The organism is Neobacillus sp. PS2-9, from assembly GCF_030915525.1.
Lineage (GTDB): Bacteria > Bacillota > Bacilli > Bacillales > Cytobacillaceae > Neobacillus.
Map to the genome: position 1 here is coordinate 1307962 of NZ_CP133269.1, position 12843 is coordinate 1320804.

11 protein-coding genes are annotated in these 12843 nt (G+C 39.4%); 7 read left to right on the forward strand and 4 right to left on the reverse strand.

The features are described 5' to 3' along the window. Positions 1–31 precede the first annotated feature (31 nt). The 4 genes from RCG25_RS06450 (at position 32) to RCG25_RS06465 (ending at position 4480) form a co-directional block, all read left to right on the forward strand. Positions 32–217 (forward strand): sporulation protein Cse60, encoded by a 186-nt coding sequence (locus tag RCG25_RS06450; RefSeq protein WP_308082843.1) that lies wholly within the window; start codon positions 32–34, stop codon positions 215–217. Positions 218–571: 354 nt separating this feature from the next. Next, positions 572–2125: a spore germination protein gene (locus tag RCG25_RS06455; protein ID WP_308082844.1), complete on the forward strand. Its 1554-nt coding sequence runs from the start codon at positions 572–574 to the stop codon at positions 2123–2125. Positions 2126–2158: 33 nt separating this feature from the next. Continuing rightward, positions 2159–3364, forward strand: a complete 1206-nt coding sequence (locus RCG25_RS06460) for a Ger(x)C family spore germination protein (protein ID WP_308082845.1) — start codon at positions 2159–2161, stop codon at positions 3362–3364. Then, the gene (locus RCG25_RS06465) at positions 3365–4480 is read left to right on the forward strand and encodes a GerAB/ArcD/ProY family transporter (protein WP_308082846.1); all 1116 of its coding nucleotides are present in this window, start codon (positions 3365–3367) and stop codon (positions 4478–4480) included. Positions 4481–4553: 73 nt separating this feature from the next. Here the strand turns inward: RCG25_RS06465 and RCG25_RS06470 are convergent, their stop codons facing one another. After that, a complete protein-coding gene (locus RCG25_RS06470) occupies positions 4554–5828 on the reverse strand; it encodes a BaiN/RdsA family NAD(P)/FAD-dependent oxidoreductase (RefSeq protein WP_308084110.1) in 1275 nt (424 codons plus the stop codon). A 218-nt stretch (positions 5829–6046) separates the two neighbouring features. Between RCG25_RS06470 and RCG25_RS06475 the strand changes: the two genes are divergently transcribed. Together RCG25_RS06475 and RCG25_RS06480 are read left to right on the forward strand one after the other, a co-directional pair. Continuing rightward, positions 6047–7675, forward strand: a complete 1629-nt coding sequence (locus RCG25_RS06475) for a putative polysaccharide biosynthesis protein (protein WP_308082847.1) — start codon at positions 6047–6049, stop codon at positions 7673–7675. Further along, a complete protein-coding gene (locus RCG25_RS06480; protein ID WP_308082849.1) occupies positions 7672–8391 on the forward strand; it encodes a pseudouridine synthase in 720 nt (239 codons plus the stop codon). The genes RCG25_RS06475 and RCG25_RS06480 overlap by 4 nt, the downstream gene beginning before the upstream one ends. Before the next feature lie 35 nt (positions 8392–8426). Here the strand turns inward: RCG25_RS06480 and RCG25_RS06485 are convergent, their stop codons facing one another. The 3 genes from RCG25_RS06485 to RCG25_RS06495 all read right to left on the reverse strand — a co-directional run bounded on the left by RCG25_RS06485 (position 8427) and on the right by RCG25_RS06495 (position 11872). Next, the gene (locus RCG25_RS06485; protein ID WP_308082850.1) at positions 8427–9272 is read right to left on the reverse strand and encodes an alpha/beta fold hydrolase; all 846 of its coding nucleotides are present in this window, start codon (positions 9270–9272) and stop codon (positions 8427–8429) included. 3 nt (positions 9273–9275) lie between these two features. Then, positions 9276–10316 (reverse strand): hypothetical protein, encoded by a 1041-nt coding sequence (locus RCG25_RS06490; protein WP_308082851.1) that lies wholly within the window; start codon positions 10314–10316, stop codon positions 9276–9278. A 296-nt stretch (positions 10317–10612) separates the two neighbouring features. Then, the gene (locus RCG25_RS06495) at positions 10613–11872 is read right to left on the reverse strand and encodes a TolB family protein (protein WP_308082852.1); all 1260 of its coding nucleotides are present in this window, start codon (positions 11870–11872) and stop codon (positions 10613–10615) included. A 155-nt stretch (positions 11873–12027) separates the two neighbouring features. On the opposite strand from RCG25_RS06495, the gene speD reads away from it, so the two are divergent. Then, positions 12028–12834: an adenosylmethionine decarboxylase gene (gene speD, locus RCG25_RS06500; RefSeq protein WP_308082853.1), complete on the forward strand. Its 807-nt coding sequence runs from the start codon at positions 12028–12030 to the stop codon at positions 12832–12834. The last annotated feature ends 9 nt before the right edge of the window (positions 12835–12843 follow it).

Below are 12843 nucleotides of genomic sequence, written 5' to 3' on the forward strand. Positions count from 1 at the left end.
TAATGATAGTAAAAAGGAGAGGGAGAGTACAGTGATTCAGGTAAAGTTATTTGACCGGGAGCATGAGAAGGATTTAGAAAAAGAAATGAATCGCTTCTTAAGAGGAATTGATGAGCAGAGTCTGCTCGATATTAAATATAACGTTGCTGCCATGACAGAAGAGGAAGAGGAAGAACAAATTTATTGCTTTTCTGCGATGATTATCTATCGCTCGTGACCGTGAAACTCTCATTATAGGAAATGTAAAACCTAGCTTAAGCAAGTTTATTGTTTAAGACTAGGTTTTTCTTTTTGTTTCTTTTTGGATTTTCCCTTGCCTGTCATCACCAGCCAAAATATCACTGGCCCCGAAAAGTTTAACACTATCACGACACCAACAATTATCCATAAAAACCATATCGTGTTTATCACATATTGGTATAGCCAAAAATGATAAAAATCCATTGCAAACACCTCAATGTTATTGTCGACGCCCTATACACCATTCATACCTTAGTAGGGGTTATTTTATAAGTGGTTTGGATATAAAGAGAATAGATTCAAATGTTCATTACACGGAGAGGGTAAAGTAATGGAAAATAATCTAGATCAGCATCTAAAAAAAGAATTAACAGCAAATTACGAGGAAAATAAATTATTAATCCAAAAGATTCTTACTGATAATGGAGATTTAATTGTACGAGAATTTTTTTTTCATCAGAAAAAGAACATAGCGATCGTTTGTTTTTATATCGACGGTTTAGTAAACACCAATATCATTGGCTCCGTTATTGATTCCTTTATTTATCAAGCCCCGCGATTATTAAGAGACATGGATATAAATACTCTTTATACGAATCTTCCGGATAAAATCAATAAGCATATCCTTCATGCACACAGTGTTAAATTAATTTCCAAGGTAGCAGATGTGATTGATGCCATTTTATCGGGTGATTCCGTATTTATTATTGAAAAATGTGATCAAGCCATCCTTGTTTCGACTAGAGGTTGGGCGGACAGAGCTGTCAGCGAACCACAGACAGAGCAAGTAGTTATTGGTCCTAGAGATGGCTTTACTGAAAATTTGCGCACAAATACTGCTCTCGTTAGAAGGAGAATAAAGGATCCGCTTCTTTCTATTAAATCGACTGTAGTTGGAAAGTCATCTAAGACCACGCTTAACATTGCCTACCATCGAGGGACTGTAAAAAAGGGCTTGGTTGAAGAGGTAATGAAGAGATTGGACAATATTGATATTGATGGAATTATCGACTCGGGCTATATATCGGAATTAATAGAGGATGCGCCACTTTCTCCGTTCACTACCGTGCAAAGCACGGAACGCCCTGATAAGGTGGCAGCGTCTATTTTAGAGGGTAGAGTAGCAATCTTTGTTGATAATTCCCCTTTTGTGTTGATCGTTCCAACTTATTTTTGGCAATTTTTACAGGCAAGTGATGATTATTATTCTAGGTACATGGCTGGTTCATTCTTTCGTCTCATTCGTTATTTTGCTTTCATTATCAGTCTTGTCCTAACGTCTATTTATGTTATGTTGGTAAGCTTTCATCAAGAAATGATTCCAACAGCTTTAGCGTTAACGATTGCGTCTGGGAGAGAAGTAGTTCCATTCCCGGTCTTGATAGAGGCGCTCATCATGGAAATAAGTTTTGAACTGATGCGGGAGGCAGGGCTAAGGATGCCTAAACCTGTTGGTCAGGCCGTGAGTATCGTTGGGTCTCTAGTCATCGGACAAGCAGCCGTACAAGCCGGTTTGGTTTCTCCCTTTATGGTTATTATCGTTGCAATTACTGGTATTGCTTCATTTGTTATGCCGAATTATGCAGCCTCCTTTTCCATAAGGCTAGTTAGATTTCCTTTATTAATTGCTTCAGGAACGTTAGGTTTGTTAGGATTTACAGTTGTTTTTTCTCTTATCGCTATTCACGCGTTATCTTTAAGGTCCTTTGGTGAGTCATATCTAGCTCCGGCCACTCCTTTTCAGCCTTCTGATCAGAAGGATATGATTATAAGGTTTCCGTGGTGGTCAATGGAACGACTGCCACACCTGGCAAAGCAAAGACAACGTGCAAGTGATAGTCAAAAACCTAAAAACCCACAAGGAAACAATAATAATGAAGGTTAACGGAAAAACCTATCGAAAAAGGAGTGAACGATAGTGTTTCCTAAATATATCATTCTCTTTTTATCTTGTTTATTACTATTGAGCGGTTGTAAAACAGGAAAAAGAGAATTAAGCGATCTAGCACTAGTTATGGCAGTAGGTCTAGATAAAGGAGAGAAAGAAGGAACTATAAAAGTAACCACCCAGATTGCAAGGCCAGCAGATGCAAGAGGTTCCACAGGGGCTCCTTCCGGGCAAACGGGAGATCCTATTTGGTCTGCTTCCGCAGAAGGTGAAACGATTTTTCAAGCCATACGAAACTTATCCACATTTTCCAGTCGAAGGGTATTTTGGGCTCATAATCTCATTATTGTTATTAATGAAGACCTGGCAAAGGAAGGAATAAGTGACATTATTGATTTCTTTACACGAAATCCAGAACTTAGGATGAGAACTTGGGTTGTTGTCACACCAAATCCGGCAAACCAAGTAGTTAGTACGATGACGGGATTAGAAGTGGTTCCAGGAGAAGCGTTAGATAAGTTATTCAGGTATACCCCCATTTCAGTACAAGCGCCACGGACACAAATGATTGATTTGCAGTCTGCCTACCTAAATGAAAGTACTCAACCTATATTGGCAAGACTCCATTTTGTAAAACGGGGTGTCTCCAATAAAAAGGAGGGGCAGGCTGGTGCCTACAATCAGGTTGAATTAGCAGGGGCGGGTATCTTTCGGGAGGATAAGCTTGTAGGAACTTTAAAGCCTGTGGAAGTGAGAGGGATGATTCCTTTTATTGAACCAATTGATACAGGTGTACATATCTTGTCTTGCCCCGATGACAAAAGTAAAAAAATGACAGTGGAATTAAAGAACCAGAAATTCAGTGTGACTCCTTCTTTTCAAAATAATAAACCGTCGTTTAAGATATCCTACCAAACCACGGGAAGTGTAGTGGAGGCAGCTTGTCCCTTTGCGTTAGAGGAAAGAGACAAGGTAAGAGCACTAGAAAAAATGATAGAGAAAGAAAAGAAAAAAGATTTCGAGAAGATTGTAAAAAAAGCCCAGATTGAATTTAAATCTGATTTCCTTGAACTTGGAAAAGTGTTTAACAATAAATATCCGGTAGAATGGCGGAAAATTGGGCCCAGTTGGGAAACGATTTTTCCGACAGTAGCAGTTGAGGTTCATACGAAAGCAACAATAAATGATACTGTTTTATTAAAAAAACAGACAAAGCCAGGAAGTGTGAAGAACTAAATGAAAGTACAGATTTCAAATGGGATTTTTATGGCACTCATAATTAATATGGTATATGCAAAAGCCATTGGTTTAACACAAGGATCGATTGCCCGAGAGGTAGGTGGGGATATGTGGATTTCCACATTATTTTCTACCATCCAGGGTTGTTTAATGATGCTATTAACGGTATATCTAATACGCAAAACTCCAAGCCTCAATATCATTGAACAAAGTGAAGTGCTATTAGGTAAATGGTTTGGGAAAATAATTAGTTTACTTCTCTTCTTCTTTTTTGTAGGTGCAGCTGGGGCGGTATTTACCACATTTGTTTACCATCTTAAAGATTATTTCTTGCCTGAAGCCCCCACGTTCTTATTTATTTTAGCCGGCATGGTGATTGCTGTTTTTGCTCTATATCATGGAATTGAGGTCATCGGAAGAATGGCCCTTATCGGTGTTTTTTCCATTTTAATGCTCAATATTTTAATCATTATTGGGTCTATGTCTGACTTCGATATCAAGGAGCTGTTACCTATTTTTGATGCTGGGCTGGTTCCAGATGTTTGGGCAAGCAGGCATAATAATACAGACTGGGCAATGGCGACCTTGATGGCCGCGATGATTTTACCGAAAGTAAAAGAAAATAAAACATGGAGTAAATCGGGAGCATACGGCATTCTCTTAGGGGGAGCCTTCGTTGTCTTGTGGCCGATTCTTGAGTCAGGTGTTTTATCGGCAGAAGTAGCTGGGCAGTACATTATTTCCTGCATGCAAATGGCAAGAAGCGCAGAGATCGGGTTGTTTATCCATCGGTATGAAATGATTATGATTGCATTCTTTGCTCTTTCGTCTATTACTCAAATCATTATGACCTTTTATTGTGCAACGATTTCCGTTCAACGAATATTTGGTATAAAAAAGTTCAACCGAACCATTATTCCCGTGAGCTTTGTACTAAGTGCTTTTGGGTATTGGGTGGTACTTGATCACCACCGGGCCATCAGTTATATTGAGTCCTACTGGGTCTTGCTCGCGATGTCTATCAGCGTTGGTGTGCCTATAATTTTGTTATTGCTAGGGCTTCTATTTAAAAAGAAACTAAAAAACGCTAATGCTGAAAATCTTGGTACATAAGTAATCCCACAAAAAAAGAACCCTATTAGTAAGAAATGAAAAGTCACTTAATAGGATTCTTTTGCTCTTATATTCAGTGATAACTAGTTTTTGCGAAGAGGGCGGCGTTAGTCCCAGCAAGTCTTCCGGTTACGAGCGCGGAGGTTATATTATAGCCACCTGTATACCCGTGAATATCAAGAATTTCCCCACAAAAATATAAGCCGTTCATTAGCTTTGACCCCATGGTTTGCGGTTCAATTTCCTTAACCGAGACCCCACCACCGGTTACAAAGGCTTTTTCAAGTGGAAGAGTGCCATTTACCTTAATGAGAAATTGCTTACAGCTTTTAGAAAAACTTCTGATTTTTTCATTAGAAATGGTACCACCCTGCTCGGATGGGTCGATGCTATTTTGTTCTAAGAGAAATAGTAAATACCGTTCAGGGAGCAGCCCTTTTAGTGTATTTTTAATACTCTTTTTAGGTTCGCCTTTTACTAGTTTAATGATTTCTTGAAAAATCTCTTCTTCCTTTTTATCGGGTAGAGCATCTAGACTCATGGTAACCTCTTTTAAGTTCCATTTCTTCATTGCTTTTACAACAAATTGACTGCAACGTAATACAGCGGGGCCGCTAACGCCAAAATGAGTGAATAGCATGTCCATTCGATGAGAGATGATCGGTTTCCCTTTTGGATTTAAGACGCTTAAGTCAATGTCCCGTAAAGATAAACCCTGCAGCGATTTATTTTTGATAAAAGGTTCGTTGGACGTGACAGGTACCTCAGTAGGAAACAGTTCCGTAATGGTATGCCCCGCTTTTTCTGCCCATGCATACCCATCTCCTGTGGAACCTGTATGGGGAACAGACTTTCCGCCAACAGCAATCACAATGGATTTGGCTGATAGACGTTGGCCATCCTTTAACAAGACAGCGGATGCCTGACCATCTTCATACATGAGATCCTTTACAGGACTATTTTTGAACACTTTTACATTGAGCTTTTCCAATTGATGTAAAAGTGCGTCCACGACCGATTGTGCTTTGTCGGAAACAGGGAACATACGCCCATGGTCTTCTTCCTTTAATTCGATTCCTAGCTTTTCAAAAAATCTAATTATATCTTCATTACTGAAGATGGAAAAAGCACTGTATAAAAACCTGCCATTTCCTGGCAAGTGCTTAATGATTTCTTCAACGGGCAGGCGATTCGTCACATTACAGCGTCCGCCCCCAGAAATAGCAAGCTTTCGGCCCAGCTTGTCGCCTTTATCTATTAAAAGTACTTTCGCGCCTTTTTCACCAGCGGCGATGGCAGCCATTAAACCGGATGGGCCCCCGCCGATGACAATCACATCATAATCCATATTTACACCAACTTTATATTCATTCAAAGATTTCATGTCACTTCATTATAAACATTTCTTGATGAATTAAAACAAATAGGCAAGATTTTAATAAAATTAACTTGATTTGTTAGTAGCATCGAAGGGAAAAGAGTTGTAAACTACTAATAGTGTGCAAAAAAAGTCGACAGGTACTTTGTGAAAACACGCACGTATTTCTTCGGGTAGGAAGGGATTTTATGCAATCTAAGCTTTTAAGAGGAACATTTATATTAACTATAGGAACGATACTTTCCAAAATTTTGGGGTTAATTTACGTTATTCCATTCTTTCAAATTGTCGGGCGTCAAGGGACGGTCCTTTATCAATTTTCATATGTTCCTTACACCATTTTTATTAGTGTCGCCACAGCAGGTGTACCGTTGGCGGTCTCCAAATTTATTTCTAAATATAATGCACTTGAAGAATACGCTGTTGGCAGGAAGCTATTTAAATCTGGATTAATGATTATGCTCATCACTGGATTTGTTGCCTTTTTAGCCATGTATTTTGCTTCCCCTATGTTGGCTGAAATGAGTACACAAGGTGAAAAAGCGAATTTAAAAGATGTCACAACCGTGATGAGAGCAGTTAGCTTTGCTTTAATTGTTGTTCCGTTCATGAGTTTGATCAGAGGATATTTTCAGGGCCATCAATCGATGGGGCCATCGGCACTTTCTCAAGTAGTAGAACAAATAGTACGGATTCTATTTACACTACTAGGTGCTTATGCAGTTTTAAATATTTTCCATGGAAAAATGGTAACGGCAGTTAGTGTAGCTACCTTTGCTGCTTTTATTGGAGCTATTGGTGGACTTGCCGTTTTATTTTGGTACTGGTATAAAAGAAAGCCGTATTTAGACGAGCTTCTTGAACATGATAAGGGTACGATGGATATCTCACTCAAGGAAATCTATAAAGAAATCTTTATTTCTGCCTTTCCATTTGTTTTAGTGGGCATTGCGAATCCATTATTTCAGGCGATTGATCAGTTTACTTTTACAAAGGCGATGGCGGAAATTGGGAAATCGGCGAAAGTCGCTGAATCTTTCTTCTCCATGTTGAATTTCGAGTCGCACAAGATTGTCATCATCCCCGTGTCACTCGCAACAGCTTTTTCGTTAACGCTTGTTCCTAGTATTACGAAGGCTTTTGTTGAGAACGACAGGAAAAATATGAATCGGCAATTAAATCAAACCTTTCAGGTCTTATTATTCTTAACGCTCCCGGCTTCGATTGGTCTTTCCTTGCTGGCTGAGCCTATTTACACCGTCTTTTATCAGCATGACTTACTTGGAGCAGAAGTATTAAGGGCCTATGCACCGGTTGCGATTCTATTTTCTCTTTACTCAGTTACAGCTGCCATTTTACAAGGTATTAATGAACAACGATTTACAATCTTAAGTCTCCTTGTAGGATTATTAATAAAATTATCGTTAAACATTCCTTTAATAAAAATGATGGAAACAAAAGGGGCTGTACTCGCTACCACACTTGGGTACCTTGCAGCCATTATTATCAATATCATCGTTATAAAAACGTATTCTCGTTACCCATTCCGACTTGTTTGGCGAAGGGGTTTATTAATCATGATCTTTGCTGGATTAATGTGGGCAGGGACAGAGGCCGTCTATAAGTTCCTATCATTATTCCTATCTCCAGCATTGAAAGGGCAATCTATTTTGTTAATTTTAGTTAGTGCAGGAGTAGGGGCAGCTATCTATTTTTATTTAGGCTTAAAATCAGGCCTTGCCAGCCGCTTATTTGGAACTAGGCTTGAGCGTTTAATGACAAAGTTAAAATTGCCAAGAAGGAGGGGTACTGCTTGAGAATTGATAAAATGCTAGCTAACCTTGGTTTTGGTAGCCGAAAAGAAGTAAAGCAACTTCTAAAAAGCGGCTCAGTTAAAGTAGATAATGTTGTGGTGAAAGATGCAAAACAGCATGTTGATCCGGAGAAACAAACCGTCACGCTTAACGGTGAGGTCATTGAATATAGAGAATTTATCTATTTAATGATGAACAAACCTCCAGGCGTTTTATCAGCAACGGAGGATAATAATAGTGAAACGGTCATTGATCTATTGGAACTTGAAGACCAAGTGTATGAGCCTTTTCCTGTTGGAAGATTGGACAAGGATACAGAGGGCTTATTGTTAATCACCAATGACGGTCAATTGGCTCATCGATTGCTGACACCGAAAAAACATGTTCCGAAGACCTATTTTGCTGTGATTGAAGGAGAAGTAACAGAAGCGGATATTACTGCCTTTGCTCATGGTGTAACATTGGATGACGGCTACGAAACAAAGCCAGGTGAATTAAAGATATTGAAATCTGGAATTCGTTCCGATATAGAATTGACGATCACCGAAGGGAAATTTCATCAAGTAAAAAGAATGTTCGAAGCGGTAGGAAAAAGAGTTGTATACCTCCAGCGTATTTCCATGGGACCACTTGCATTAGACGAAACCCTTGAGTTGGGAGAATACCGCGAATTAACTGATGAAGAAATCGAGCTTTTGATGAATTATCAAGTGAAATAGAGGAAAAGCAGCTTTGCATGAGCTGCTTTTTCTATTTATTTTAAAAATTGTTGGGGCAATGAGCGAATCAGCGTCCTGTTTAGAAAATCCACTACAAGCTGGTTGAATTCCAATGGTTTTTCCATATTCATCATGTGGGCAGTGCCAGGAATCACAACTAACTGTGAACCCGTAATCTTTTCATGAAGGAGCTCTGAAATTGCACTGAAATCAGGGAAATCGATATCAGGGGAGATAATCAACGTTGGAACAGATATGTTCCCAACCAATTCCAATGTTTTCTTTTCTGGTAAAATCATTTTGCCCGTACCGTTCTCTCTAGTTATATTCCCTGACAGCATGGCAGCATATTTCTCTATAATTGCTGGATTGATTTCATCGATAGACCGAAAAGGACCTGCGACCCATGCCTTGCACATTAACTCAACTGCCTCTTCAAGGGACTCCTTCTGAAATAGCTCATTCACTTCTTTATTATAATTTTGTCTTTCAGGAGAGTAATCAGTCCACCCTAATAATCCTGAGGAAGCCAGAATCAGTTTATCGACCATCTCCGGATAGGCTAAGGCAAAGTCCATTGCTAGATTCCCACCAACTGAGAGGCCCACAAGTTCCACTTTTGCCACACCTAGGTATAATAATAAGTTTTTAGCATCTTCTACTAGTGAAAAATCTTCATCGTGATGACTAGACTTTCCACAGCCTGCATAATCAAAGCGAATAACTTGATAGTACTTGGAGAATTCCTCGAATTGATCATCCCACATTCTTGAATCTAGAGGATATCCATGCAATAGTAACACGGGGCGACCTTCTCCTTTTACCTCATAAAAAATTGTAGCTCCATTAATCTCAGCAAATCCAGATTGATAGGTTGACATTGTTCATTCCTCCTTTTTTTTGAGTTCACCCACATAGAAAAGAGTCTCCAGATCCACATCATCCATTTCCCCTTTTAAGATTCGTTGGACATCTGCGACGGTCATTTGAGTTGAAACTGAAACTCCTTTTTTCTTTGTAAAAGGCTCTGTTATTAAAAATGGTTGTGTAAAATACGCTTCGAGACGAAGTCCTTTGTGATAAGTCTCTCGCTCAGATGCAGGGATTAGCTCCGTTCCTAGAAAACGTAATTCACGATAACGGCGCAGGATTTTTTTTGCCTGCTGCTGTGTGTGCAATTGTACTTTCGAAAGCTTTGCTCCTTCAATTAGTACCGAAGTAGAATGGAGTGGATTGATTGCTGGGTAAATTTTTCGAGAAACCAGCTCTGCATCAAATTGCAACAGGGTATCTAATGGTCCAAATGGATCTTGTTCATCGACAGCTTCACCCCGTAAGTCGACTAACAAAGTAGTGGGAGTGACTCCTGCATCCTTTAATTTTTCAATGAGGTCGTAAATTTCCCCGGTTAAAACCATTTGCCGATCCGCAGCGAGAAAGATGGTTTGTTTGGACATGTTCACCATTTTTTCGAAAGCTTCCTGGACAGAGTAACAGACGTGTTTCGTTTCGTTGATGACATCACTTAAACCCAAAGCATCTTCTTTAGGTTTCAAGAAGAAGGTTTCAAAACCATTGAGGTTCATACGATGGAAAATCTCTGCTAAAACGACAAGCTGACCCATGCCCGGTCGAGCAACAAATCCGATGGTACCCCCGCGTGTTAACGGAGCAAAAAGGTCAATGACTTTAATCCCGGTTTCCAGCATCTCCGCATCTGATCCCCTGATGATTAAATCATCCACGGTGCATTCTGCAAGGTCTGCAAGAGTGACAAGGGTCTTGACTTCAGCACGTGCTAAAGGAATTTTCCCAGTGCAAAGGTTAGAAACGGTGGCGGGACGTAATCCGATTGCAGCGGCTGCAACAGTTAGATTAGGCACACGTTTTCGTAATAATTCAACATTCAGTCTTAATTGATCCATGGTAATCCTCCTTTAGATAGAATTACTCTTTAAAGAAAAATAATTACTCTTAAAAGCAATATATATTCTGAATATTCTTTTTGTCAATGATTTAATTGTAAAAAATGGAAGGAGATTAGGACAGAGTGGCCGATAAGTTACATGAAGTGGACGATAAAACCAAAAAGTGGACAAAAAATCACTCAAAGTGGACGAAATAATTTCTAAATCGGCCGATTTTTGACCCGAAGTGGTCGATAAATGAAATTCACACAAAAAAAGGCCCCGCTTTACATGAAAAGGAGGCCTGTCATCATCTATTTCCCTTGATAAAAATCATATCCAACCACATTTTTGATCCATACCCGAGCGTTTTCTCCGTTTTGATCGGCAATCCATAAATCTCTGTGTGTTTCAGCCAAATCCTTTTTTCTGACCCAGGTTAATTTACGGGCTGAAGGAAGATAAATAGGGTGGTAATCACCAAACCCCTTTGGCGGATGGGTCAATTGCAATTGCGTTTGCTCCCCCATTTTTATTAAAAATATAGAAGGATCGGGCCTCTGCTTAGGATCATTTGACCATTCGCTCTCTTTAACCCTTGAGACAACTACTGACTGATCATCTCTCCATGTAAAACCTAACTCCGCAAAGTGAGGGGGAGTCAAGCTGATTGACTTGAAAGCCGGAAGTTCCGTGACCTTCATTTTTTTATTCTTGAACCCTAAAACAATTCTTCCCCCACCCGCAATATAACCTAACCGGTTTTGATGGAAGGCCCACTGAGGAGAGTCAACTTCCCAAATCATTTCATCTAAAACCTCGAAGGTTTGTCCATCAGATGAGATCACACACATCATATTGCTGTCCATTGACCAGGAAGCGGTGGGGCTGACCATAAAAGAAATCCACTTTCCATCAGGGGAAAATTGAAAATTAGTTGCATCAATGGCAAGTAAACTAATATTCCCTTTTTTTATTTCACTTGGAATGGTGTACAATTTTTTCACATTTTTTGTTAGGCTCGTGATTTTTGAAAAATCTTTATCAAGTCCAATTTTGTAAAGAACAGGATTTGTCCAGCCATCGGGTCTTAGTGAAGCGCCTGAGGAGGTAATAAAGGCCCTTCCATCCGGGAACCAATCATAATCTCCTACACCTAACGCAATATTATAAAACTGATCCAGGTTGGAGACATTTAAGACACCACCGCTTTTGAAGGCTAGGATATTCTCAACCGGTGACCATTTTGGCTTCGAGCCGTCATAGGTAATTCGTTTGTGTTTTCTCGTCTCTAAACTATACACCCAAATCTCTGTTTGGGACTCTAAGTTCGGACTAAGTTTCTCTTTCGGTTCTACACCATAAACAATCCACTTTCCATCATGAGACCATTGGGGTGGCTCGTTATACTTGGTAGGTTTGATCGTGATTTTTTCTTCTATGCCATTCATTTTCGTCCAAAGAATGCCATCTCTAACAAATGCCACTTTTACTTTATCCGATTCAGGTTTCGCTATTGCTAGGTTAGGAAGTAATAATAGGAAAATCAATATAAGATAAAACTTTTTCTTCATCCTTTCACCTCTTAAGAAAGTCCTTCGATTATTGTTCACAAGAAGGAAAGAATTATCAAGATCAAAAAGTTTTTAAAAAATAAGTAACTGGGTATAACAATGGGTATCTTAATAATATTTACTTTCGAATGTTATTCTTACAAGGGGGAATTGCCATGAGACTTACGCACGAGCAGGCAATTGAATTACACGGCTTTAATAATTTGACGAAGTCACTAAGCTTTAATATGTATGATATTTGTTATACAAGAACAAAGGATGAGCGTGAAGCCTATTTGAAATATATTGATGAACAATACAGCGCGGAGAGACTGGAAGCTATTCTAAAAAATGTTTCAGATCTTATTGGGGCTCATGTATTGAATGTGGCTGCGCAAAACTTTGAGCCTGCTGGAGCGAGTGTGACGCTATTAGTTTCAGAGGGGCCGCTTACCAATGCTCCTTCTGAGTCGTTTGAGGAATCTCCAGGCCCACTTCCGGAATCAGTGGTGATGCAGCTTGATAAGAGTCATATCACGGTTCATACATATCCGGAATTTCATCCTGATGAAGGAATCAGCACCTTTAGAGCAGATATTGATGTTTCCACATGTGGGGAAATCTCACCGCTTAAGGCTCTTCACTATTTAATCCGTTCGTTCGAAACGGATGTGATGACTATTGATTACCGTGTTCGCGGATTTACTCGGGATAAAACGGGGCATAAGCTGTTTATTGACCATGAAATTAACTCGATTCAAAATTACATTCCTGAAGATGTCGGGGAACTATTCGATATGATTGATGTGAACGTCTATCAGGAAAACATTTTCCATACAAAATGTAAGCTTCGGGAATTTGATTTAAATCATTATTTATTTGGCTATACAAAAGATAAATTGACTCCTGATGAACATATTGAAATCACTGAAAGACTCAAGCTGGAGATGGATGAAATTTTTTACGGGAAAAACATGGTGTAACAAAAAAGC

What these genes read in the sequence shown, in the direction of transcription:
- RCG25_RS06455 (WP_308082844.1), top strand. Translation starts at nt 572, where the DNA reads ATGGAAAATAATCTAGATCAGCATCTAAAAAAAGAATTAACAGCAAAT.
- RCG25_RS06465 (WP_308082846.1), top strand. Translation starts at nt 3,365, where the DNA reads ATGAAAGTACAGATTTCAAATGGGATTTTTATGGCACTCATAATTAAT.
- RCG25_RS06470 (WP_308084110.1), bottom strand. Translation starts at nt 5,828, where the DNA reads ATGGATTATGATGTGATTGTCATCGGCGGGGGCCCATCCGGTTTAATG.
- RCG25_RS06475 (WP_308082847.1), top strand. Translation starts at nt 6,047, where the DNA reads ATGCAATCTAAGCTTTTAAGAGGAACATTTATATTAACTATAGGAACG.
- RCG25_RS06485 (WP_308082850.1), bottom strand. Translation starts at nt 9,272, where the DNA reads ATGTCAACCTATCAATCTGGATTTGCTGAGATTAATGGAGCTACAATT.
- RCG25_RS06490 (WP_308082851.1), bottom strand. Translation starts at nt 10,316, where the DNA reads ATGGATCAATTAAGACTGAATGTTGAATTATTACGAAAACGTGTGCCT.
- RCG25_RS06495 (WP_308082852.1), bottom strand. Translation starts at nt 11,872, where the DNA reads ATGAAGAAAAAGTTTTATCTTATATTGATTTTCCTATTATTACTTCCT.
- speD (WP_308082853.1), top strand. Translation starts at nt 12,028, where the DNA reads ATGAGACTTACGCACGAGCAGGCAATTGAATTACACGGCTTTAATAAT.